At 74.5% G+C, this 23,848-nt stretch carries 13 protein-coding genes and 1 pseudogene; 9 read left to right on the top strand and 5 right to left on the bottom strand.

The genetic code is table 11. The annotated features are described in order from the left end of the window. The first annotated feature begins 167 nt into the window (after positions 1-167). From JEK78_RS16180 to JEK78_RS16165, 4 genes and pseudogenes are all read left to right on the top strand, one after another. Positions 168-1,478, top strand: a complete 1,311-nt coding sequence (locus JEK78_RS16180) for an FAD-dependent oxidoreductase (RefSeq protein WP_200259928.1) — start codon at positions 168-170, stop codon at positions 1,476-1,478. Continuing rightward, the gene (gene nirB, locus JEK78_RS16175) at positions 1,478-4,096 is read left to right on the top strand and encodes a nitrite reductase large subunit NirB (protein ID WP_200259925.1); all 2,619 of its coding nucleotides are present in this window, start codon (positions 1,478-1,480) and stop codon (positions 4,094-4,096) included. The genes JEK78_RS16180 and nirB overlap by 1 nt, the downstream gene beginning before the upstream one ends. An 80-nt stretch (positions 4,097-4,176) precedes the next feature. Further along, a pseudogene (gene nirD / locus JEK78_RS23455) lies at positions 4,177-4,482 on the top strand (nitrite reductase small subunit NirD); the annotation flags it as partial. Between the two features lie 327 nt (positions 4,483-4,809). Beyond that, the gene (locus JEK78_RS16165; protein ID WP_242483101.1) at positions 4,810-5,277 is read left to right on the top strand and encodes an excalibur calcium-binding domain-containing protein; all 468 of its coding nucleotides are present in this window, start codon (positions 4,810-4,812) and stop codon (positions 5,275-5,277) included. A gap of 146 nt (positions 5,278-5,423) precedes the next feature. Here the strand turns inward: JEK78_RS16165 and JEK78_RS16160 are convergent, their stop codons facing one another. After that, a complete protein-coding gene (locus tag JEK78_RS16160; RefSeq protein ID WP_200259916.1) occupies positions 5,424-5,600 on the bottom strand; it encodes a hypothetical protein in 177 nt (58 codons plus the stop codon). Between the two features lie 288 nt (positions 5,601-5,888). Here JEK78_RS16160 and JEK78_RS16155 point away from each other — a divergent pair, with 288 nt between their 5' ends. Then, positions 5,889-7,049: an alkaline phosphatase PhoX gene (locus JEK78_RS16155; protein WP_200259913.1), complete on the top strand. Its 1,161-nt coding sequence runs from the start codon at positions 5,889-5,891 to the stop codon at positions 7,047-7,049. Positions 7,050-7,214: 165 nt separating this feature from the next. On the opposite strand, the gene ppdK is transcribed toward JEK78_RS16155, so the two are convergent. Together ppdK and JEK78_RS16145 are read right to left on the bottom strand one after the other, a co-directional pair. Then, positions 7,215-9,962 (bottom strand): pyruvate, phosphate dikinase, encoded by a 2,748-nt coding sequence (ppdK, locus tag JEK78_RS16150; RefSeq protein ID WP_200259911.1) that lies wholly within the window; start codon positions 9,960-9,962, stop codon positions 7,215-7,217. A 416-nt stretch (positions 9,963-10,378) separates the two neighbouring features. Next, entirely contained in the window at positions 10,379-11,602 is a 1,224-nt protein-coding gene (locus JEK78_RS16145; RefSeq protein ID WP_242483100.1) for an ROK family protein, read from the bottom strand. 181 nt (positions 11,603-11,783) lie between these two features. Here JEK78_RS16145 and JEK78_RS16140 point away from each other — a divergent pair, with 181 nt between their 5' ends. The 3 genes from JEK78_RS16140 (at position 11,784) to JEK78_RS16130 (ending at position 17,261) form a co-directional block, all read left to right on the top strand. Further along, a complete protein-coding gene (locus tag JEK78_RS16140; RefSeq protein WP_242483099.1) occupies positions 11,784-13,241 on the top strand; it encodes a hypothetical protein in 1,458 nt (485 codons plus the stop codon). Then, positions 13,238-15,190 (top strand): glycogen debranching N-terminal domain-containing protein, encoded by a 1,953-nt coding sequence (locus JEK78_RS16135; protein ID WP_200259906.1) that lies wholly within the window; start codon positions 13,238-13,240, stop codon positions 15,188-15,190. Before JEK78_RS16140 ends, JEK78_RS16135 begins: the two co-directional genes overlap by 4 nt. A gap of 451 nt (positions 15,191-15,641) precedes the next feature. After that, a complete protein-coding gene (locus JEK78_RS16130; protein WP_200264207.1) occupies positions 15,642-17,261 on the top strand; it encodes a CDP-alcohol phosphatidyltransferase in 1,620 nt (539 codons plus the stop codon). Between the two features lie 24 nt (positions 17,262-17,285). Here JEK78_RS16130 and dusB read toward each other — a convergent pair whose 3' ends face one another. Then, on the bottom strand, positions 17,286-18,455 hold the full coding sequence (gene dusB, locus JEK78_RS16125; protein ID WP_200259903.1) for a tRNA dihydrouridine synthase DusB: 1,170 nt from the start codon (positions 18,453-18,455) through the stop codon (positions 17,286-17,288). Between the two features lie 116 nt (positions 18,456-18,571). Beyond that, positions 18,572-22,957, bottom strand: a complete 4,386-nt coding sequence (locus JEK78_RS16120; protein ID WP_200259900.1) for a cation-translocating P-type ATPase — start codon at positions 22,955-22,957, stop codon at positions 18,572-18,574. Positions 22,958-23,076: 119 nt separating this feature from the next. On the opposite strand from JEK78_RS16120, the gene JEK78_RS16115 reads away from it, so the two are divergent. Continuing rightward, positions 23,077-23,763: a hypothetical protein gene (locus tag JEK78_RS16115; RefSeq protein ID WP_200259897.1), complete on the top strand. Its 687-nt coding sequence runs from the start codon at positions 23,077-23,079 to the stop codon at positions 23,761-23,763. Positions 23,764-23,848 lie beyond the last annotated feature (85 nt).

Below are 23,848 nucleotides of genomic sequence, written 5' to 3'. Positions count from 1 at the left end.
GCCGCGACCCGCGACGGTCCGACCGCCGAACGCCGTGGACGGACTCGACGCCCTCGCCGGGCCGCCCGCGGCCTCACCGCGACGTGTCGGGGACTCGGAGGACGCCGTTCCCCCCGGGAAACGGCCGCGATGTCGCCGGGTAACAACGGCCGAGCAGGCTGGACGACATGTCCCCGAAGCAGCGTGTCGTGGTGGTCGGGGCGGGTCTCGCGGGTATCGCCCTCGCCCGGCGACTGGACCGCCTCGGCACGCCCGTGACCGTCCTGGGCGAGGAACGGCCCCGCCCCTACAACCGGGTCCTGCTGACCGAGGTGTTGGCCGGAACCTACCCCCCGGAGGTCATCGCCCTGCCGTCCCCCGAGAGACTGCGGCATGGCCGGGTGACCCGCGTCGACCCGTGCGACAGGACCGTGCGTCGCGCCGACGGCTCCGTCGTGGACTACCACACCCTGGTCCTGGCCACCGGATCCGCTCCGACCGTGCCGACCCTGCGAGGTCTCGGGGAGGGCCCCGAACTCCCCGCCGGATTGCACCCCTTCCACACCCTCGACGACTGCCTCCGACTGGCCGGCGCGGCGCGCGCGGGGCGCCGGGTGGCGATCGTGGGCGGCGGGCCGCTGGGCGTGACCGCGGCGGGGGCCTTGGCGGCGCGGGGCGCCCGGGTCGTCGTGGTGGAGCGGTCCCCCAGGCTCCTGGGCATCCGGTTGGACTCGACCGCGGAGGGGCTCGTGCGTCGCCACCTGGCGCGTCTGGGCGTCGAGGTACGGACCTCCGCCGCGGTGACGGGCGTACGCACCGTCGACGGCGCGCTGCGCGCGGTCGAGACGGCCGACGGGCGGCTCCTGCACACCCGCCTGGCGGTGCTCGCCTGTGGCGCGAGCCCGCGCGTGAAGCTCGCCCGGGAGGCGGGTCTGGCCGTGAGGCGGGGCGTCCTCGTCGACGACGCGTTGCGCACCTCCGACCCCCACGTCCACGCTCTGGGCGACTGCGCGGAGCACGCGGGCACCCCCTACGGCCCGGCGGTGCCCGCGCTGGAACAGGCGGCGACGCTCGCCGCGCTGCTCTCGGGCGACGGTGGCGCGCGCTACCGGGGCAGTCGCCCGCCCACCCGGCTGACGCTCCCCCCGGCGACGAGGACCGGAACCCGCGCCGGCGCGCCGGCGGCCGTCGCGGCGCCTCGGAGGGAACGGACCGGGGACGCGGGGCGCCCCTCGCCCGCGAGGGCGCCCGTGCCGTTCGACCTCGTCGCGTTCGGGGAGGTCGAGGCTGGCCCCGGCGACCACGTGGTGCGGTTCGCCGACGCCACGCGCGGCAGCTACCGCAAGGTCGTCGTCCGAGGCGACCGGCCGGCCGGCGGGGTCCTCGTCGGCGACCTCGACGCCGGGGACGCGCTCATCCGCGCCTGGGAGGCGCGAGAACCGCTCCCGGCCACCGGCGAAGACCCGCTGCACCCGCCCACCGACCACGGAGGCCCCTGATGCCCAGGACGGCGCCCCCCACCGGCTCCCGCCCCACGATCGTGCTCGTCGGCCACGGCATGGTCGGCCAACGCTTCCTGGAGGCCCTCGCCGAGCGCGGCCTCACCGACACGCACCGCGTGATCGTCCTCGGCGAGGAACCCCGCCCCGCCTACGACCGCGTCCGACTCACCTCGTACTTCTCCGGCACCACACCCGGCGAGCTGTCCCTGAGCGACCCGGCGTTCCTCGCCGCACACGGCGTCGAACTCTCCCTCGGCGACCCGGTCGAGGCCGTCGACCGGCGGGCCCGCCGGGTGACCACCCGGTCCGGTCGGGTGGTCACCTACGACCTGCTCGTCCTGGCGACCGGCTCCACCCCCTTCGTGCCCCCGGTCCCCAACCGCGAGGCCGCGGGGTGCTTCGTCTACCGCACCCTCGACGACCTCCTGGCCCTGGAGGAGTACGCGCGCGCACGGGCGCGCACCGGCACCGTCGTCGGTGGCGGGCTCCTCGGCCTGGAGGCGGCCGGAGCACTCAGGGACCTCGGACTGGACACGCACATCGTGGAGTTCGCCCCCCGGCTGATGCCCGCGCAGATCGACGAGGGCGGAGGGGCGACCCTGCTTCGCACGGTGGAGGGCATGGGTCTCACCGTGCACGCGGGACGCGGCACCCGACGCGTCGTCACCGGGGCCGACGGCTCCGTGGTGGGCATGACCCTGTCCGACGGGACCGAACTCGCGACCGACCTGGTGGTGTTCGGGGCCGGGGTCCGTCCTCGTGACGAGTTGGCCCGTCGAGCCGGGCTCACCGTGGGCGAACGCGGCGGCATCGCCGTGGACGAGCGGTGCCGCAGCCTCGGCGACCCCCGGGTGTTCGCGATCGGCGAGTGCGCCCAGGCCGCCGACGGGCGGGTGTACGGGCTGGTGGCCCCGGGATACGAGCAGGCCCGCACCGCGGCGGCGGCCATCGCCGGCGCCGAGGACGTCTCCTTCACCGGCGCCGACACCTCCACCAGGCTGAAACTGCTCGGCGTGCAGGTGGCGTCCTTCGGCGACCCGCACGGCACCGATCCGGACCACTTGGAGGTCGTCTACTCCGACTCGCGCAGCGGCCTGTACCGGAGGCTGGTCGTGGGGCGCGACGGCGCGCTGCTCGGGGGCGTGCTGATCGGCGACGCGGAGACGTACGGGACGCTGCGCGCGCTGACCGGATCGGTGCCGCCCGTCGCCCCCGAGTCGCTGGTTCTGCCGGCGGGCGGGTCCGCGCCCGCGACGCTCGGCCCGGCCTCGCTGCCGGACGACGCCGTCGTCTGCTCGTGCCACAACGTCACCAAGGAAACCGTCCTCGGCGTGGTGGACCCGCCGGAGTGCGCCACGGTGCGCGAGGTCACCGCGCGGACCCGCGCCGGCAGCGGTTGCGGATCCTGCGTGAAGACGCTGGGCCGACTCGTCGAGCACGCGCTGGAGGCCGGCGGCGCCGACATCGACCGGGGGTTGTGCGGCTGCTTCGGACAGTCCCGGGAGGAGTTGTACGAGATCGTCCGGGCGCTGCGGGTGACGTCCCACCGGGATCTGCTGGACCGGCACGGCCGCCCCGAGGCACGCGGAGGGGAGGGCTGCGAGGTGTGCAAACCCGCCGTGGCCTCCGTCATCGCCTCGCTGGCCCCGACGATCGGCGCCGGGGGCTACGTGCTGGACGGCGAACAGGCGGCGCTCCAGGACACCAACGACCACTTCCTCGCCAACCTGCAACGGAACGGCTCGTACTCCGTGGTGCCCAGGGTCCCCGGCGGCGAGATCTCGCCGGAGAAGCTGATCGTGATCGGCGAGATCGCCCGGGACTTCGGCCTCTACACGAAGATCACCGGAGGGCAGCGCATCGACATGTTCGGCGCGCGTGTCGAGCAACTCCCCCGGATCTGGGCCCGACTGGTCCAGGCCGGCTTCGAGTCCGGCCACGCCTACGGCAAGGCGCTGCGCACGGTGAAATCCTGTGTCGGGCGGACCTGGTGCCGGTTCGGGGTGGGGGACTCCGTCCGGATGGCGATCGACCTGGAGTTGCGCTACCGGGGCCTGCGCGCCCCGCACAAACTGAAGTCGGCCGTGTCGGGCTGCGCCCGCGAGTGCGCCGAGGCGCGTTCCAAGGACTTCGGCGTGATCGCCACCTCGGAGGGATGGAACCTGTACGTGGGCGGCAACGGAGGGGCCACTCCCCGCCACGCGGACCTGCTGGCGCGCGACCTCGCCCAGGCGGACCTGGTGCGGCTGATCGACCGCTTCCTGATGTTCTACATCCGCACCGCCGAACCACTGGAACGCACCTCGGCCTGGCTGGAACGTCTGCCCGGCGGCCTGGACCACGTGCGCGACGTGGTCGTGCACGACTCCCTCGGGATCTGCGACGAACTGGAGGCGCTGATGGCGACGCACGTCGCGCACTACCGCGACGAATGGGCCGAGACCCTCGCCGACCCGGAACGACTGGCCCGCTTCGTGTCCTTCGTCAACGCGCCGGGCACCCCGGACCCGTCGATCGCGTTCCTCCCCGAACGGGACCAGATCAGGCCCGACTCGCGCCCGACGGACGCCGACGAGCCACGGACCGCGGCGGCCGGCTCCGGAGCCGGCCGATGACGCCCCCGGGGTCCGACGCGCAGCCGACCGGCGCCCGGCCCGCGAAACACTCCGCCCGCCGTCCGGCGCCGGAACCCTGGGTGCGCCTGCGACTGGCCGACGGGTGGCTCCCGGTGTGTCCGATCGCCGACCTGTTGCCCGGTCGAGGGGTCGCCGCGCTGCTGCCCGACGGTCGCCAGGCCGCCGTCTTCACCGACCGCGCCGGGAGGCTGTACGGAATCGACAACCACGACCCGTTCACCGGCGCGGCGGTCCTCTCGCGCGGCCTGACGGGAACCCACCGCGGGCGTCCCTACGTCTCCTCACCGCTGTTGAGACAACGCTTCGACCTGATCACGGGAGAGTGCCTGGAGGACGACTCGGTGCGGGTGGCGACCTACGAGTTGGCGGCGCGCCCCCTCGACGCGCGCGAGACGTCCGACGGGTGCGACACATCCACCGCGCGACGCGCGTCGAGCGGGCGTGCCGGTGAGGCCGGCGGGGAGGACTGACGCCGGGACGGCGACGGCGGGCGGCGGCCGCCGCCGGAGGCGTCGTGGACGCGGGGCGCCAACAGGCGACCGATGGCACAGGGTTACCGACAAGTCACGTCACGTTTACGTCACAGGGGCCGCCAACCGCCCACAGTGCGACACGCCCTCCCTAGGCTCGTCCCTCGTGGTTGCGCTCCGTGCACACCTATCGACTTTCGGCACACGATCACCGGAGAACCCGTGACGACCATCCCGACCCCACTGCGCACGTCCCTCGCCGTGGCGGTGGCCACGCTGGCCGTGGCGGCGGTGCCCGCCACCGCCGTGGCCCATGACGGCACACACCCCTTCCCCAACTGCACCACCGCCTACGACAGCGGGTACAGCAACATCCCCGAGGGCGACCGACACTACGGCAGCCACCTGGACCGGGACGGCGACGGCGTCGGCTGCGACCGCCCGCCCGCCGGGTTCGTCCCGGCCACCGACCGGGGCTCCGAGGAAGGGGAGGACACCACGAAGAGCGCGGACACCGAGGAGAGCGGCACCGCCGGCGACTCCGCGGCCACGGACGACCAGGCCGCCGTCGACCTGGCCGAGACCGGATCGGACTCGGCCACCACCTACCTCGCGGCCGGCGGCGCGGCGATCCTGCTGGCGGGCGGCGGCCTGGTGTTCGCGGCCCGCAAGCGTCGCGCCACCCGCTGACCCGCCCGCCACTCGCGAACGGCGTGCGCCGCGCGAGCGTCGGTGCGGACCGCGCCGGGCCCTCCTCGCTCAGGAGGGCGGACGACCCGGACATGACGAAGGGGCGCTGGCGACGGCGCCCCTTCGTACTCGAACCTCGTGCGCGCTCAGCCTCCGAGCGCGTCCACCAGACTGCCGATCAGCGCGTGACCGGCCGCCACCGTCACCTGCGCGGCGGCGAAGGCGTCGGCAACCATGATGCTCATTTCGGGGGCCACCCCGATGTCGCCCTCGGCCAGCGTCTCGGGAATGCCCTGGAAGAGAGTGGTGTCGAAGTCGGTCACGTTCGGTCCCTTCGGATCGTGTCTGGAGTTTCGCCCTTCGGCGATGTCAGTGCTTTCACCGTAGGAAGCGGCGACCCGTGGTCACGTCGACCGTCCAGCCCCCGCCGCGGCGGACGCCCTGTGGGCCGATCGGAGGACACCGCGCGAACCCGAGGCACGCGGGCGCGCCCGCACCACGGCGCGTCACGGCGCGTCCACGCCACGGCCACCCCGTTCGCCTAGGCTCGCTCCCCGCGCGACCCCGCCGCCGCCCGGCGGAGGGGCGGTCACGACATCTGTGGAGCGAGAGTGGAACGTCGTACCCTGCTGCGTGCGGTCGCCCTCGGCGGAACCACCGCCGCGCTGAGCGGCACCCTGTGGCGCACCGCGGCCCACGCCGACCCCGCACAGCCCGGCCCGGGCCCCTACGGGCCCCCCGGCTCACCCGACGCGAACGGCATCCGGCTTCCCCAAGGCTTCACCAGCCGGGTGATCGCCCGCTCGGGCCACGTGGTCCCCGGCACCTCGTACACCTGGCACGACGCCCCGGACGGCGGAGCGTGCTACGCGGACGGCACCGGTTGGATCTACGTCTCCAACGCGGAGACCCTCACGTCGGGCGGGGCGAGCGCGGTGCGCTTCTCCGCCGACGGCGTGGTCACCGCCGCCTATCGCATCCTGTCCGGCACCCGACAGAACTGCGCCGGCGGCAGCACCCCGTGGGGGACGTGGCTCTCCTGCGAGGAGGTCTCGCGCGGCCACGTCCACGAGGCCGACCCGTGGGGTGTGGCCGAGGCGGTGCGACGCCCCGCGCTCGGCCGCTTCAAACACGAGGCGGCGGCGGCCGACCCGGTGCGCCGGGTGATCTACCTGACCGAGGACGAGCCGGACGGGTGCTTCTACCGCTTCGTTCCGGATTCCTGGGGAGACCTCTCCTCCGGCAGGCTCCAGGCGCTGGTCGGGGGGTCGGGCACGAGCGGCACCTTCGACTGGGCCGACGTCCCCGACCCGGACGGCTTCCCGTGGAGCACCCGGACCCAGGTCTCCGGAGCCAAGTCCTTCGACGGCGGCGAGGGCTGTCACTACGCCGACGACACGGTGTGGTTCACCACGAAGGGCGACGACCGCGTCTGGCGCCTCGACCCGGCCGCCGGCACCTACGGGCTCGCCTACGACGACTCGCTGGTGGCGGGCGGCTCGGCTCCGCTCACCGGGGTCGACAACGTCACCGGTTCCGTCTCCGGCGACCTGTTCGTGGCCGAGGACGGCGGCGACATGGAGATCTGCGTGATCACACCGGACGAGGTCGTCGCGCCCTTCCTGCGGGTGGAGGGACAGTCCCGCTCGGAGATCACCGGCCCCGCCTTCTCCCCTGCCGGCGACCGGCTGTACTTCTCCAGCCAGCGCGGCACCACCGGTGGTTCGGCGGGCGGCATCACCTACGAGGTGACCGGCCCCTTCCGCGGCTGACACCCGTCTCCGGCCCGAGGCCCCGGCACCCGGAGGGTGCGGCGAGCGGAGAGGGCGGCGCCCCCGCACGGGCGCCGCCCTCTCTTCGTGGTCCGGAGCCGCCGCCGATCGGTGAGGGTGGTCGGGTGACAGACGGCGGCTCCGGGGCTCGGGTGCCCCGAGGGTTCAGCGGTGGTCGCTGCCCTCCGAGGTGACGGCGGCGCGCCCGGCCTCCAGGCGCGCGACCGGGATACGGAAGGGCGAGCAGGACACGTAGTCCAGTCCGACCTCGTGGAAGAAGTGGACGGACTCCGGGTCCCCGCCGTGTTCGCCGCAGACGCCCAGCTTCAGGTCGGGCCGGGTGGCGCGGCCGGCCGCCGCGGCGGCGGCCACCAGGGAGCCGACGCCGTCCCTGTCGATGGTCTCGAACGGGCTGACTCCGAAGATCCCCTTCTCCAGGTAGGCGGTGAAGAAGGATGCCTCGACGTCGTCCCGGCTGAAGCCCCACACGGTCTGGGTGAGGTCGTTGGTCCCGAAGGAGAAGAACTCGGCGGCCTCGGCGATCTGCCCGGCGGTCAGGGCCGCGCGAGGCAGTTCGATCATGGTTCCGATGGCGAGTCGCAGCCGGACGCCGGCGGTCGCCTCGACCTCGGCGATCACGTGGTCGGCCTCGTCGCGGACCAACTCCAGTTCCTGGACCGTGCCGACCAGCGGGATCATGATCTCGGCGCGTGGGTCGCCCTTGGCCGCCTTCCGTTCGGCCGCCGCCTCGGCGATGGCGCGGACCTGCATGGTGAACAGTCCGGGGATGGCCAGGCCGAGGCGGACGCCGCGGAGGCCGAGCATCGGGTTCTGCTCGTGCAGGCGGTGCACGGCCTGGAGCAGGCGGAGTTCGTTCTCGTGGGGTTCCTGTCGGGACTCGGCGAGGGCGACCCGGACGGACAACTCGGTGATGTCCGGCAGGAACTCGTGGAGCGGGGGATCCAGCAGGCGGACGGTGACCGGGAGACCGTCCATCGCCTCGAACAACTCGACGAAGTCCGCCTTCTGCAGGGGCAGGAGTTCCTTCAACGACTCCTCGCGCTCGGCCTCCGTGTCGGCGAGGATCAGCCGCTCGACGAGTTCCCTGCGGTCGCCGAGGAACATGTGCTCGGTGCGGCACAGCCCGATGCCCTGGGCTCCGAAGCGGCGGGCACGCAGCGCGTCCTCGGCGTTGTCGGCGTTGGCCCGCACCCGCAGCCGACGCTTGCGATCGGCGAAGGCCATCATCCGGTGGACGGCCTCGACGAGTTCGTCCGCGTCGTCGGCGCCCGGGTGCATCCGGCCCTCGAAGTACTCGACGACGGGCGACGGCACGACCGGCACCTGTCCGAGGTACACCTTGCCGGAGGAGCCGTCGATGGAGACGAGGTCGCCCTCCTCGACGACGTGTCCGTCGGGGGTGGTCATGCGCCGTCGCTTGGTGTCGACCTCCAGTTCCTCGGCTCCGCAGACGCAGGTCTTGCCCATGCCCCGGGCCACGACGGCGGCATGCGAGGTCTTGCCGCCCCGGGAGGTGAGAATCCCCTCGGCCGCGATCATGCCGTCGAGGTCGTCCGGGTTGGTCTCCCGGCGGATCAGGATCACCTTCTCGCCGGACCGGGACCACTTCACGGCGGTGTAGGAATCGAACACCGCCTTGCCGACCGCGGCGCCGGGCGAGGCGGCGATGCCGCGACCGACCTGCCGCACGGTGGCGTCCTCGTCGAAACGGGGGAACATCAGCTGGGCGAGCTGGGCTCCGTTGACGCGAGTGAGCGCCTCGGCCTCGTCGATGAGGCCCTGGTCCACGAGCTGGGTCGCGATACGGAAGGCCGCGCCGGCGGTGCGCTTGCCCACGCGGGTCTGGAGCATCCACAGCCGACCGCGCTCGATGGTGAACTCGATGTCGCAGAGGTCCCGGTAGTGGTTCTCCAGCCGCTCCATGATCTGCGTCAGTCGGTCGTAGGAGTCCTTGTCGATCGACTCCAGCTCGGCCAGCGGGACGGTGTTGCGGATGCCCGCCACCACGTCCTCGCCCTGCGCGTTCTGGAGGTAGTCGCCGTAGACGCCCTGGTGGCCGGAGGCCGGGTCGCGGGTGAAGGCCACACCGGTGCCGGAGTCGGGACCGAGGTTGCCGAAGACCATGGAGCAGACGTTGACCGCGGTGCCGAGGTCGTGCGGTATGCGTTCCTGGCGCCGGTACAGCTTGGCCCGCTCGCCGTTCCAGGAGTCGAAGACGGCCTTGACGGCCAGATCCATCTGCTCGCGGGGGTCCTGCGGGAAGGCCCGGCCCGCCTCGGCCTTGACGATCTTCTTGAAGCGGGCGACCAGCTTCTTCAGATCCGCGGCCTCCAGTTCGGTGTCGACCTTGACCCGCTTGGCCTCCTTGGCCTTCTCCAGGGCGTCCTCGAAGAGTTCCCCGTCGACGCCGAGGACGGTCTTGCCGAACATCTGCACGAGGCGCCGGTAGGAGTCCCAGGCGAAGCGCTCGTCGCCGGCCTGCCGCGCCAGGCCCTGCACGGAGGTGTCGGACAGGCCGATGTTCAGGACGGTGTCCATCATGCCCGGCATCGAGAACTTCGCGCCGGAGCGTACGGAGACCAACAGCGGGTCGTCCGCCTGCCCGAGACGCTTGCCCATCGTCTTCTCCAGGGCCGCCAGGTGGGCGCTCACCTCATCACGCAGGGCCGGGGGCTCCTCACCGCTGTCGAGGTAGACCTTGCACGCCTGGGTGGTGATGGTGAAGCCAGGTGGCACCGGGAGACCCAGGTTGGTCATCTCGGCGAGGTTGGCTCCCTTGCCGCCGAGGAGGTCCTTGAGGTCCTTGTTGCCCTCGGTGAAGTCGTAGACGAACTTCACGCCGTCAACGGTCCCGCCCGATTCGGCTACGCGGGGATCTTTGTTCTCCGACACGGGTCTGACTCCTCGAGGACGCGATGGCTGCCCTGACGGCGAGGAATGTACCCAGATCAAAGGCCCATGGGTACGTCCACCGGCGCGTCATGCGCCTGTAACCCCGCACCGGCCAGCGGTTCGAAAGTCGGGACGGGGCGGACAGCCGAACGGAACTACCTTCACCTCTTGAACGGATCAGCTCCACCGACACGCGACCCTTGCTCATGTGAGCGTAATTCGTCACGTCTGAGTTTGCTCGATGAACGATCAAAGGGTGGCACTGAGTGCCACCCTTTGGAGAAGTGGACTCCCCTCCTGTCCGCTCATCTGAGCGCAAGCCCCATCAGGGGTGGTGATAATCACGCTGCCACACTCGCGAAGATGTCACCATGCGGACGCGAGGCCGGACGCGACACCGATCCGAAACGCCCGCGTCAAACCCCGAGCGCCCGCAACCTCTCCTCCACCCGGGTCGGCGCGTACAGCCACTCCACCACCAGCAGCCCCGCGCCCACGAGGCCCGCCCGCTCCCCCAGACGCGAGGTCACGACCTCCAGTCGGGCCGTGGACCTCGGCAGCGCCCGCTGGTAGAGAAGCTCCCGCACGCCGGTGAGGAACGGCGTGCCGGCCAGATCACCTGCGATCATCAGGACGCCGGGGTTGAGGAGGGTCACCACGGTCGCCAACACCTCGCCGACATCGCGTCCCGCCTCCCTGGCGAACGCCGCGGCCCGGGGGTGCCCGGCCTCCAGCAGGCGGCGCACGTCCGCACCCGACTCCGCCGGGAACCCGGCCTCGGTGAGCCTGCGGGCGATGGCACCGCCGCCGGCCACCGCCGCCAGACACCCGAACGAGCCGCAGCGGCACAGGGCCCGCGCGCCGCCGGGAACCCGGATGTGCCCGATGTCTCCGGCACCGCCGTCGACGCCCGAGTAGACGGCGCCGCCCACGACCACCCCGGCCCCGATGCCGGTGCCGACCTTGACCAGCACGAATGCCGGACAGTCCGGGTATCCGACACGCTGCTCCGCGTACGCCATCGCGTCGGCGTCGTTGCCGACGAGCACCGGGGGCGGCACGCGCGACCCGACCCGATCGGCGAAGGCCCTCGCCAGACGGCCGGTGATGTCGTAGCCGTCCCAACCCGGCATGATCGGCGGCTGCACCACCCGCCCGGTCCGGTGGTCGACCGGCCCCGGAACCGCCAGCCCGACGCCGCACACCTCCGACGCGCGGCGTCCCGCCTTCGGTGGCAGCAGGGCCAGGCGGCGCCCCAGCTCCTCCAGGACCCGCTCCGGCCCGTCCTCCACCACCAGCGCGCCGTCGTCCTCCGCGAGCACCTCGCCACTCAGCGAGAGCACGGCCGCGCGAGCGTGCCGGGTGTCCAACTCGGCCGCGAGGACGACCGCGTGCCGGTCGTCGAACTCCAGGGTGATCGAGGGCCTGCCACCCGTCGGCGAGTCGACAGGCCCGCCGGCGCCCTCGCGCAGCCAGCCGGCGCGGAAGAGCCGGTCCAGCCGCTGGCCGACGGTGGCACGGGACAGTCCGGTGGTCCGCTGGAGCGCCCCGCGCGTGGTCGCGCTACCGCCGCGCACCAGATCCAGGAGGTCGCCCGCGCTCGTCCCGCCACCGGCGCGGCGGGCGCCTCGGGCGCTCACCGGCGCACCACCCGGCGCGCTTTCGCGCGTGTCGCTTCCGATCCCGTTCGACCCGACCATGCGCACCCCCTTGTGTTTCCCAAGTCTGCCCTACATATTGAGTTTTGCGTGTTAAGTAGACGTAACTCCACACCAACGGCGGCCGAACCACGGCCGTTCGGACGCCTTCCGGGGAGCCCGAGTGGACAGCACCGCCCGACTCACCGACCGACACACCGGCACCCGACCGACCACCACGCCTCCCGGCCGCTCCGGCGTCCCTCCCGCCGCGGCCTTCCCTCCGGGACCGGGGCGGCGCCGACGCGCCGCCCGGGTCCTCGCCGACAACTGGACCGGGGCCTCCACCGTCCCCTCGCGGAGGCTGTACCCGCACCAGTGGTCGTGGGATTCGGCGTTCATCGCGATCGGGCTCCGCCACGTCTCCCCGCTCCGCGCCCAGACGGAGCTGGAGACGCTGCTCGCCGCGCAGTGGGGAGACGGGCGCGTACCCCACATCGTCTTCGACCCCGCCGTCCCCGACGGTTCCTACTTCCCCGGTCCGGGCTTCTGGCGGTCCGCCGCGGCGGGCCGGGCGGCGGGCGCCCCGACCGGGCAGCGGACGTCCGGCATCGTCCAGCCGCCCGTGCACGCCCTGGCCGCCTGGCTGGTCCACCGGGCGGACCCGGAGCTGTCCCAGGCCAGAGGGTTCCTGGCGCGGGCGCACCCCCGGTTGGCCGCCTGGCACCGCTATCTGCTGCGCCATCGCGACCTCGGCGGAGGGTCCCTGGCCGCGGTCGTCCACCCCTGGGAACAGGGGATGGACAACAGCCCCTGCTGGGACGCCCCGTTGGCCCGCGTCACCCCGGCCCCGGCCCACACCTTCCGTCGGGCCGACCTCGACCACGGGGCCGCGCCGGACCGACCCACCGACCGCGACTACGGACGCTACGTCCGTCTCGCCACCCACTACCGGGACGGCGGCTACCGGGACGGCCACCGGCGGGCCCGCGCGAGGGGGTTCGCCGTGGAGGACCCCGCCTTCAACGCGCTCCTCATCGCCTCCGAGCACGCCCTCGGTCACATCGCCGACAGCCTGGGCCTGTCCGGGGCCCGTCGGCACGCCCGCGCGGAACGACTGACCGCGGCGCTCGTCGAGCGACTTTGGGACCCGGCGGCCGGCCAGTTCCGCTGCCGCGACCTCGTCGGCGGCCACCTGATCGGAGAGCGGGGCGTGTCGGGGCTGGTGCCGCTGGTGCTTCCGACCCTGCCCCGCCCCGTTGTCGGCGCGCTGGTACGCACGCTCACGGGGCCCCACTTCGGGGTGGGCGCCACCACCCGGCTCCCGCCCAGCTACGACCTGCTCGGGGACTCCTTCGACCCGCGCCGCTACTGGCGCGGGCCGGCCTGGTTCAACACCGCCTGGCTGTTGGAGCGGGGCCTGCGCGCCCACGGCGAGCGGGAGCGCGCGGACACGTTGCGGACGGCGGTGGTGGAGCTGGCCGACTCCTCCGGATACGCGGAGTACCTGCACCCCCGGACCGAAGAGCCGCACGGGGCGTCCGGCTTCGGCTGGACCGCCGCGCTCGCCCTGGATCTGACGCACGACGAGGGAGCGTCCGACGAGCCGGGCGCCGCGGAGACCGACGGAGGGGCCCGATGACGGACCGACACCATCTGATCGTGCACGGCGGCACGTTCGCCGCCGTGGACGACCGGGGCGACATCAGGGACATCGGGGGCGCCGTCGGCGCCCGGCACGGCGAGCCTCCCGAGGGGATGTTCGTCCGGGACGCCCGGCACCTCAGTCGCTGGCAACTCACCGTCGACGGCACGGTACCGGAGACTCTGGTCCCGGTCGCCGACACCGACCGGACGCGCTGCGTGCTGGTGCCCAGGGGGGGCGGGCAGGAGCCCCCCGCCTACACGGTCTTCCGGGAACAGGCGGTCGGCGAGTGCTCGTTCGTGGAGGTCCTGCGCCTCACCGGCAACCGGGCCGCCCCCACCGAGGTCCGGCTCGCCGTCACGGTCGACGCCGACTTCGCCGACCAGTTCGAGCTGCGCGCGGACCACCGCACGTACGTCAAGACCGGTGCCGTCCGCTCCCGCCACGTCCTGGACGACGGTGTGGAGTTCGCCTATCGACGAGGGGTGTGGCGGTCCACCACCACCGTGACCGCGGAGCCCGCGCCGGACGCCGTCGAGGAGACCGGCACCGGGGCCCGGCGCCTGGTCTGGACCCGGGAACTCGCGCCGTACGGCTCGGCGGAGGTGACGCTGCGCGTGCTCGCCCGACCGCACGGGGAGGGGCGAGCGCTGCGGGTGCCACGCTCGCCCGCCGCCCTCCGCCGCCGGCACCGCGCCCGTGCGGACGAGTTCACGCACGGCGTGGCCTTCCCGGCGGACTGGCCCGAGTTGGGAGCCGCCTGCGCGCGAGGCCTCGTCGACCTGGCCGCCCTCCAGGTTCCGGCGCGCGGACCGGACGGCGAGGACCTGAGCGTCCCCGCCGCCGGCGCGCCGTGGTTCCTCACCCTGTTGGGGAGGGACGCCCTGCTGACCTCGTTGTTCCTCCTTCCGTACCGGGCGCGGCCCGCCGCCGCGACCCTGCTGGCGCTCGCGGCGGCGCAGGCGACCGGCGTCCACGGGGAGTCGGTCGCCCAGCCCGGCAAGATCGTGCACGAGGTGCGCCATGGCGAGTTGGCGCACTTCGGGCAGGTGCCGTTCCGCCGCTACTACGGCTCGGTGGACGCCACCCCGCTCTTCCTCGTGCTGCTGGGCGCGTACGTGGAGCGGACGGGTGACACCCGGACGGCGCGCCGTCTGGAGCCGCACGCCCGGGCCGCGGTCGACTGGATGCTGGAGCACGGGGGACTCACCTCGCGCGGCTATCTGGTGCACCGGGCCGATCGGGGAGGCCCGGCCAACCAGAACTGGAAGGACTCCCCCGACGCCATCTGCGCGGCCGACGGCACCAGGCCCTCCGGTCCGGTGACGGCGGCGGGCGCCCAGGGGTACGCCTACGACGCGCTGCGCCGCACCGCTCATCTCGCCCGCGCGGTCTGGGCGGACGAGGTGTACGCGACGCTGCTGGAGCAGACCGCCGCCGATCTGCGCGACCGCTTCCAGCACGACTTCTGGATGCGGGAGCGCTCCTTCCCGGCGCTGGCCCTGGACGCCGAGGGACGGCAGTTGGACGCGTTGGCCTCGGATGCCGGGCACCTGCTCTGGTCGGGGCTGCTGGACAAGGAGTACGGGGAGACCGTGGGCCGGCGGTTGCTGGAGGCGGACTTCTTCTCCGGATGGGGGGTGCGCACGCTGGCCGCCGGGCAACCGGCCTTCCACCCGCTCTCCAGCCACCGGGGGTCGGTGTGGCCGCACGACAACGCGTTGATCGTGCTCGGTCTGGCGCGCTACGGCCTCCACGACGAGGCCAGGACCGTCACCCGTGCCCTGGTGGAGGCCGCCGGCGCCACCGGGGATCGGCTGCCCGAGGTCCTCGCGGGATACGCCCGCGACACGCACGGCGAGCCGGTCCCCGCCCCCTACGCCGGCGGGCGGGAGTCCCGGTCGGCGGCGGCGCCGCTGGCGCTGTTGACGGCGGTCGGGGGCTGAGGGCCGGGTCCCGCGCCGGCCTCCGGGCCGCCGGGTCCCGCCCGGCGGGCCGAGGGAAGGGCGACCGCCCACGCGACGGCGCGTGAGGGGCGCCGCGCGGCTCGGGTCGACGGCAGGATGGTGCCCGGGTCGCACGGCCCGACGGCGTGGTTGAACGAAGTCGACGAGCCGGCCGTACGGGAGGACGACCAAGTCGCCGCACCGGGCTCGTACGGAGGACCTTCGGGTGCCAGTCTTCACTCGTCCGCGCAGGACGCCCGAGGGCGTCCCCGCTTCCGACGGATCGGCGGACTCCCCCGCGGGGGCGCCGGACGCGGAGTCCTCAGCGGAGGAGTCCGCGAACCGAGCCGAGGGGGAGCGGCGTGAGCGGATCGGGGCATCGTCGCCCTGGCGGCGGGCAGCGGGAGCGGCGCGCGCGTGGCCGCCCCGCCTACGGCCCTCGGCCGCTCGGGTGCGGGGCGCGTGCGCGACGACGCTCGCGGCCTCGCTGCTCCTCGCCTCGCTGCTGCTGCCCGGGACTCTCGAAGAGCTGCGCGCGACGGCGTTCCTGCGGATCCCCGGCGAGGCGATCGTTGCGGCCGTTCTGTTGCCCGCGCTGCCCCGGCGGGCCCGGGTTCCGGCGGCGGCGTTCGCCGGTGCCGTCCTGGGCACCCTGACACTGTTGAACCTGCTGGACCTGGGCTTCCACGAGTACCTGGGGCGAGGATTCAATCCGGTCCTCGACTGGGGCCTGCTCGACGACGCGCAGTCCTTCGTCGCGGACTCGATGGGCGGGGGCACTGCCGTCCTGGCGGCCGTCGGAGCCGTGGCGCTCGTGTTGCTGCTGCCCGCCCTCATGGCGTGGGCGGCGGCGCGGCTGACCGTGAGGATCGCGGCACGGCGGGCGCCGGCGGCCCGTGCGACGCTGGCGGCCGGCACGGTCTGGGTCACCGCCTCGGCGTTGGGCCTGCAACTCTTCGGGGCACCGCTCGCCGCCGACCAGGCGGCCTCGGCGGTCGAGCGCCATGTGGAGACGACCGTGGACACCCTGCGCGACGAGGCGGCGTTCGCGCGGGAGGCAGGCCGGGACACCTTCGGAGCCACCCCCGGCGACGCGTTGTTGACCGAGTTGCGCGGCAAGGACGTGATCTTCGCGTTCATCGAGAGCTACGGCCGCACCGCGTTGGAGGACCCGCTGATCGCGCCCGGGGTGGGGCGCGCGCTGGAGGAGGCAGACCGGGATTTGACGGACGCGGGGTTCGGGGCGCGGAGCGGCTGGCTGACCTCGTCGACGTTCGGCGCCGGCAGCTGGCTCGGCCACTCCACGTTCATGTCCGGCCTCTGGATCGACAACCAGCAGCGCTACCGCACGGTCATGGCCGGCGACCGTCTCAGCCTGACGAAGGCGTTCGGCGAGACGGGGGCCTGGGACACCGTCGGGGTCATGCCCGGCGTGCAGAAGGCCTGGCCCGAGGCCGAGTTCTACGGCCTCGACCAGGTGTACGACGCCTTCGAGCTGGGGTACCGGGGGCCCAAGTTCAGCTGGTCGACGATGCCGGACCAGTACACCCTGGACGCCTTCCAACGCCTGGAACACGGCCGGGAGCGGGAACGCGACCTGATGGCACTGGTCATCCTGACCTCCAGCCACCAGCCCTGGGCACCGATCCCGCGCATGGTCGACTGGGACGAGCTGGGTGACGGGCGGATCTTCGGCCCGATCGAGGAGGCCGGCGAGGACCCGGCGAAGGTGATCGCCGACTCGACCCTGTCCCGTGAGGAGTACGGCGAGTCGGTGGAGTACTCGATCACCAGCCTGACCGAGTGGCTTCGACGACACGGCGAGGACGACACGGTGCTCGTCTTCCTCGGCGACCACCAGCCGCGCTCCCGGGTCACCGGACCCGACGCGAGCCGGGACGTCCCGGTGACGATCGTGGCCAGGGACCCGTCGGTGCTCGACCGGATCGCCGACTGGGAGTGGACGGAGGGTCTCCGCCCCGCGGGCGACGCGCCGGTGTGGCGGATGGACGCCTTCCGGGACCGGTTCCTGACGGCGTACGGCTCGACTTCCCGGCCGAGCGGGGAGTGACCGAGGGCCACGACCGCGCCCCGGTCAGCCACCCGAGGTGTCGAGTTCGGCGTCCTCGCCGACCCCCGCGCAGTCGTACGGGTCGCGCAGCCAGCCGTCGGGCAGCACCACGCGGTTGTTGCCGGCGGTACGACCGCGTGGGCCGTCCGCCCCGGCCGGCCAGGGCTGGTCGAGGTCCAGTTCGTCCAGACCCGCCCGCAACTCGTCGAGCGAGGAGGTGATCGCCAGCCTCCGGCGCGCCTCGGAGCCGACCGCGAAGCCCTTCAGGTACCAGGCGACGTGCTTACGGAAGTCGATCACGCCCCGGGAGGGGTCGCCGAGCCACTCGCCGAGCAGCGTGGCGTGGCGCACCATCACCTCGGCGACCTCGCGCAGGTCGGGCCGGTGGTGGTCGGTGACCCCCGCGAAGGCGGCGACGAGGTCGGCGAAGAGCCAGGGTCGCCCGAGGCAGCCCCGTCCGACCACGACGCCGTCGCAGCCGGTCTCCCGCATCATCCGCAACGCGTCGTCCGCGGACCAGATGTCGCCGTTGCCGAGCACCGGGATCTCCGGGACGTGTTCCTTCAGCCGGGCGATGGCGTCCCAGTCGGCCGTGCCGCCGTAGTGCTGGGCCGTGGTGCGCCCGTGCAGCGCTACCGCCGTCACGCCCTCCTCGACGGCGATCCGACCGGCGTCGAGATAGGTGAGGTGATCGTCGTCGATGCCCTTGCGCATCTTCATCGTCACGGGGAGGTGGCCGGCTCCGGCGACGGCCTCGCGGAGGATCGCCCGCAGCAGGTTCCGCTTGTAGGGGAGCGCCGAGCCACCGCCCCTCCGGGTCACCTTCGGCACCGGGCAGCCGAAGTTCAGGTCGATGTGGTCGGCGAGGTCCTCCTCCGCGATCATCCGGACGGCCTTGCCGACGGTGGCCGGGTCGACGCCGTACAGCTGGATCGAGCGTGGCCGCTCGGTCGCGTCGAAGTGGATCAGCCGCATGGTGCGCTCGTTGCGCTCGACCAGGGCACGGCTGGTGATCATCTCGCTGACGAACAGTCCCCTGCTCCCGGGCCCCTCCGTCGCGCCACGCTCGGCGTAGGACCGGCACAGGGTGCGGAACGGCGCGTTCGTGATCCCCGCCATGGGGGCCAGGACGACGGGCGGACCGACCAGGTGCGGACCGATCCGCAGGAGGGGAGGGGCGAGGAGCGTGGACATCCCCCCATTGTGCCGTGCCCCTCGGGTGCCGCGTTCCCGGTGTGCCGTGCCCCGGCGCCCGGGCCCGTCCCGAGGTCGGCCGGCATCCGGGGCCGGCGGTGCGGACCCGCCACCGGTCACCCCGCGACCAGGCGCAGCGGCTCCGGCAGCCGATCGACCGCCCGAGGCCACCACCGGGCCAGCGCCTCCTCCACCCGGGGCACCGCGCGCTGGCCCGCCAGGGCGACGGCGATGGCGACGAGGACGGCCGTCCAGGCCAGCGGGCCGAGGGGGGTGCAGCCGAACAGGGCGCTGACCACCGGGGTCTGGACCAGGGCCACCAGGGCGGCGGCGGACCCCAGGGAGGTGGCCCGGACCAACCGGCTGCCCCTGCGGTCGGTGAGGGTCTGGGCCAGCTGGGTGCCGACCACCGCGCACAGGGCCATGGTCGTGGCACGCCGCTCCGTGCCCGGGGTGAGCCTTCCCAGCAGCCAGGCGACGACGGCGCCCAGGCAGGTCGTCAGGGCGCGGTGCCGGATCTGGCGGACCAGGGGCGCGCCGAGCACCGTCGTGCCGAGCGGGGCGGCGGCGGGTGCCCCGCCCCCGCCGGCACCCTCCTCCGGTTCGTCCTCCTCGGGCGGGGTCACCGCCACCGCCATGGCGGGGAAGAGATCGGTGAAGAGGTTCACCAGCAGCATCTGCCGGGTGGACAACGGCGCCGCACCTCCCAGGGCCGTGCCGAGCAGACCGAAGCCGACCTCCCCGGCGTTTCCGCCGACGAGGATCGCGATGGCGTCGGCGACGCTGCGCCACAGGGCCCGGCCCTCCCGGATCGCCTCCGTGAGCACCAGCAGGTCCGTGCCGGCGACGACCAGATCGGCGGCGTTGCGCGCCGCGGCCGAGCCCCGTGTGTCGAGGCCGACGCCGATGTCGGCGGCACGGATGGCGGCGGCGTCGTTGGCGCCGTCGCCGACCATGCCGACCACCCGGCCCGCGTCCCGGAGTGCCTCCACCACGAGCAGCTTTTGTTCGGGAGCCACCCGTGCCACGACATCGGCGTCGCGGACCATCCGCGCGCGCCCGGCCCGGTCCGCGGCCGCCAGTTCGTCCCCGGTGATCACGGCCGCGTCCTCGGGCCAGCCCAGTTCGGCGGCGACGGCCCGGGCCGTCTGCGGGTGGTCGCCGGTGAGGACCACGGGGCGGACCCCTGCCTCGCGAAGGCCGCGCACCAGGGCCGGTGACGTCTGTCGGGGCACGTCGGACAGCGCGACCAGTCCGGTGAACTCCAGTTTGCCCGGAGGATGTTCGAGGACCTCCTCCGCCTCCTCCCCCTCGGTGAGGGGGCGCTGGGCGACCGCGAGGACCCGCAGGCCGCGGCGGGCCAGCGCCTGCGCCGTCCGCTCCGCGTCGTCCATCATGCCGACGCAGGCGGGCAACACGGTCTCCGGGGCGCCCTTGACCACCAGGACGGGCGGTCGGCCGTCCTCTCGTCCCACGGCGGCGGCGTAGCCGCGCGAGGTCTCGAAGGGGAGCCCGCCCTCCTGGACCCACCCCGGGTCGGCTCCGGCGGCGTCCAGGACGGCTCCGTCGGTGGCGTGCCGGGGGCGGCGGCCACCGTCACCGTCGAGCCTGGGGCAGGCGCGGGCCGCCACGCGGACGGTGGATGCGGCCCCGGCCTCGCCCGGCCGGCGGACGACGCCGTCGGCGCCGCCCACTCTGACCAGGCGCAACCGGTTCTCGGTGAGTGTGCCGGTCTTGTCGAAGCACATGGTGTCCATGCGGCCGAGCGCCTCCAGGGTGCGCGGGGTGCGGACCAGGACCCCGCGGCGGCCGAGGCGGCGGGCGGCGGCGAGTTGCGCCACCGTCGCCACCAGCGGCAGCCCCTCGGGCACGGCGGCCACCGCCACGGACACACCGCCGCTGACCGCGTTCCTCACCCGCGCGCCGCGCAGCAGCGACAACCCGGTCACGGCGGCGCCGCCCGCCAGCGTGAGTGGCAGCGCCTTGCGGGTGAGTTCCCGCAGCCGGGCCTGGACGCCGGGGGCGGCCGGGGCGCGCGCCGCCAGCGCGACCGCGCGGGCGGCCTCCGTGTCCGGCCCGACGTCCACCACGACCGCTCGGGCTCGGCCCGCCACCACCGTGGTGCCCTCGTGGACCATGCAGCGTCGCTCGGCGACCGGGGCGCTCGCCACGGGCTCCACCGACTTGCCCACCGGGAGGGACTCGCCGGTCAGCGCGGATTCGTCGACCTCCAGCCCGTCCTCCCACAGCAGCCGGGCGTCGGCGGGCACCACGTCGTCCGTCTCCAGTTCGACGATGTCGCCGGGGCGCAGCCTGGCGGCCTCCACGACGCGAGGCACCGAGGGCACCCCGGACGTCTCGCCGACGACGAGCCGCGCCCGGCGCTTCTGCCGCGCGAGGAGCCCGGCCAGCGCGCGCTCCGCGCGCAACCGCTGGAATCCGCCGACCAGAGCGTTCAGATCGAGGGCGCCGACGACGAGCAGCGCGTCGACGGCGGAGCCGAGGATGGCCTCGGCCGCCGAACCGACCGCGAGCACCGGGGTGAGGGGGTCGTCGAGCTCTCCCCGAACCGCACGGCCCAACTGCCAGGTCCAGGTCACGGGGGCCAGTACCGGGGCCCGTCCCGCTCGGCGGACCGCTCCGCGGGCCCGCCCCGCCCACTCCCGCGAGGCGGACGGCCCCGGTCCTCGCAGTCGGTCGATCCGGTCACGGACCCCCTCCGGGTCGAGCGTGTGCCAGGCCACCCGGGGCCGGGGGCGAGGGGTGCGGGCCAAGGCCACCCCGAGCGCCGCGCGGACCCCGGTGAACAGGGCGGCCCCCGCGCCCACGTCCACGGGCGTGTGGCGCCCGGTCGGCAGCCCGACGAGGGCCCGACCGCGTCGCCGCCGCGCCTCGCCGACCGCGACGAGCAGTCCCGACAGCGCGGCACCGGAGCGGGCCAGGGTCTGCGAGCGGCGGCCGACCCGCCGAGCCGCCGGCACGGCCCGCAGCAGCCGCCAGACATCGGACAACCCGTGCGGGGCGATCAGATCGGCCGCCCAGGCCACCGCCGCCGGGCCGTCGGCCAGCGCCACCGCCAGGTCGCCGCCGAGCAGCCCCTCCACCACCGTCGGATCGTCGCCCGGCAGGGGGCGGACGACGGTGATCACGCCGCCCTCCTCGCGTGACGCCTCCACCACATCCCTCAGTGGGCGCCCGGCGTCGACCACGTGGTCGGCGAGGCCCGCGAAGTCCGTGCGGTCGGACGCGGGGTCGCGCACCATGACGACCCTCAGTCCCGCCCGGCGCGCCGCGTCCAGGACCACCTCGGCCCACGGGTCGGCGTCCCGCCCCGGCAGCCGGAGCGCGCCGGCGTGCAGCACGAGGACGCGCGCCATCTCCAACTGCCGCAACCGCTCGGGCTCTCGCACCAGCACGCCGCCGCGGCAGAGCGCGGCGCTCAGCACGGTGCGGAACACGTCCGGTCCGTATCGGGCGGCCTTGGGCGAACCGGCCAGCACCGCCTCGGCCGCCTCCGTCAGATCGTGTTTGACCAGCAGGGTGGCCAACGCGCCCGCGACGCTGCCGGCGGCCGCGTTGGCGGCGTACTCCTGGGCCGGGGCGACGCGCGGGGCGGGGCGCGGCGACGGCGCGGCGGGCGGACCGACCCTGGCCGGATCGCACAGCGTGTCGTGGATGGACTCGAAGGCGGCGACGCGGGTGAGGGCCTCGACGAGCTGCCAGGCCCGCAGGGCACCGTCGAGGACCAGCGAAACGGGCGACTGTCCGGCTCCGTGCACCAGCGCGTTCGCCACCGCCAGCGCCACGTCCCGGCGGGGTGCGCCCAGGCGCGACCGCAGCCAGGCGCGGAAGGCCGGGTTCTCGCGCAGCGATGTCGCCACAGCGGTGCACATCCGGGGCAGTGGCGGCAGTCGGAGCGTGGATCCGGTCAGCCCGGCGGCCACGCCCAGGATGTCGGCGACGAGCGCGATCCCGGCGACCCGGACCGGGGTCGGGTCGCCGGGATGGGGGGGCTGGTCCGCCGGGCCCTCGGCTCGGCGGACCAGCCCGTGCGCCGCCGCGATCCGCTCCGCCCGGCAGACCAGGGCGCCGTCGACGGTGTCCCCGGCGGCGGCCACCACCATCCGGGTCAGCCCCGCGTCCCAGTAGGCGAAGGCGACGTCGGGGTGTTCGGCCAGCTCGCGCGCGGCCCGCGCGGCCGACGAGGCGACGGATTCGGAGGCTGCCCCACGCGTGGAGGTGGTGGGGGCCAGCGCCAGGTGCGCGCGGGCGCCCGCCCGCCAGTGCGCGTCCCCGCGCCCCGGCAGGGCGGCGCGGGCCGCCCTGCCGGCCCGTGCGGCGAAGTCCGCGCCGCGAACCCCGGCCCGCGCGGCGCCGGCCGCGGTGCCGGCGACGACGCCGATCGCCGGCGCCACGGCGCCGGCGGCCAGCCGCGGCCCGGCCGACACCGCTCCGGCGAGTGCCCCTGGGGCCAGCGTGAGCACTCCCCGTCCTCCTGCCATCGGGGCCTCAGCCCGCCTTCCCGCTCGGTCGGCGGGTGCGGGACCGGGCCGCCCCGGTCCCGCGGGCGCTGCCTCCGGTCCTGGCCGGGGCGCGGCGTGCGGGGGTCCGCTTGGCGGGGGTGGCCCTTTTCGCGGATGTCGTCTTCCTGGCGGGGGCGGCCTTCGCGGGGGAGGCCTTCTTCGCGGTGCTCTTCCTCGGGGTGGGCTCGCCGGCGGTCCGCTTCGCCGCCGCCTTGCTCGCGGTCGTCCCGCCCCCTCCGGTCTTCTTCGCGGGCGACCGCTCGGCCGGAGTCCTCCTCGCCGTGGCGCTCTTCGCGGGACCGGCCTTCGACGCGGTCTTCCCGGCCGTGGTCTTCCTCGCCGTCGTCTTTACGGCGCCGGTCTTCCTCGCGGGTGCCCGCTCGGTCGCGGCCTTCCTCGCCTCGGACCCTCTCTCGGGGGGCTCGGCCGCGGCCTCGGTGGTGGTCCGGCGGGCCGTGGCCCTCCTGGCCGCGGAGGTCTTCGCCGCCGGGGTCGCCGGGGTCTTCCGCCGTCCCGGGGACACGGCGGCGGGCTTCGCCGCCTCGGTGGTCCTCGCCCGCGCCGTCCGCCGGGCCGACGCGGACCGGGAGGAGGACCCGTCGGCTCCGGGGGCCCCGGTCCGACGCGATTCACCCCCGGGCCGTGCTCCTTCCGGGGCGGCGGCCTCGCTCGCATCGTCGGCGTCACGGGACCGGGACTGGGTCAGCCACGCCACGGCCGCACCGGTCACCGCCACGGGCCACTCCACGATCCCGGCGATGCCCAAGGCGCCGGCTCCGGTGTAGACGGCCACCCGCCGACCGCGCGGCGACACGGCCCCCACCCGGTCGAGCACCGCCCCCGTCGCCCTGCCGACCGTCCCGGCCCCCG

The sequence above is a fragment of the Streptomyces sp. HSG2 genome, assembly GCF_016598575.1.
In the GTDB taxonomy this organism is placed as follows: Bacteria; Actinomycetota; Actinomycetes; order Streptomycetales; family Streptomycetaceae; genus Streptomyces.
The sequence above is the reverse complement of the archived record's forward strand: the minus strand, read 5'-3'. Positions and strand labels throughout refer to the sequence as shown.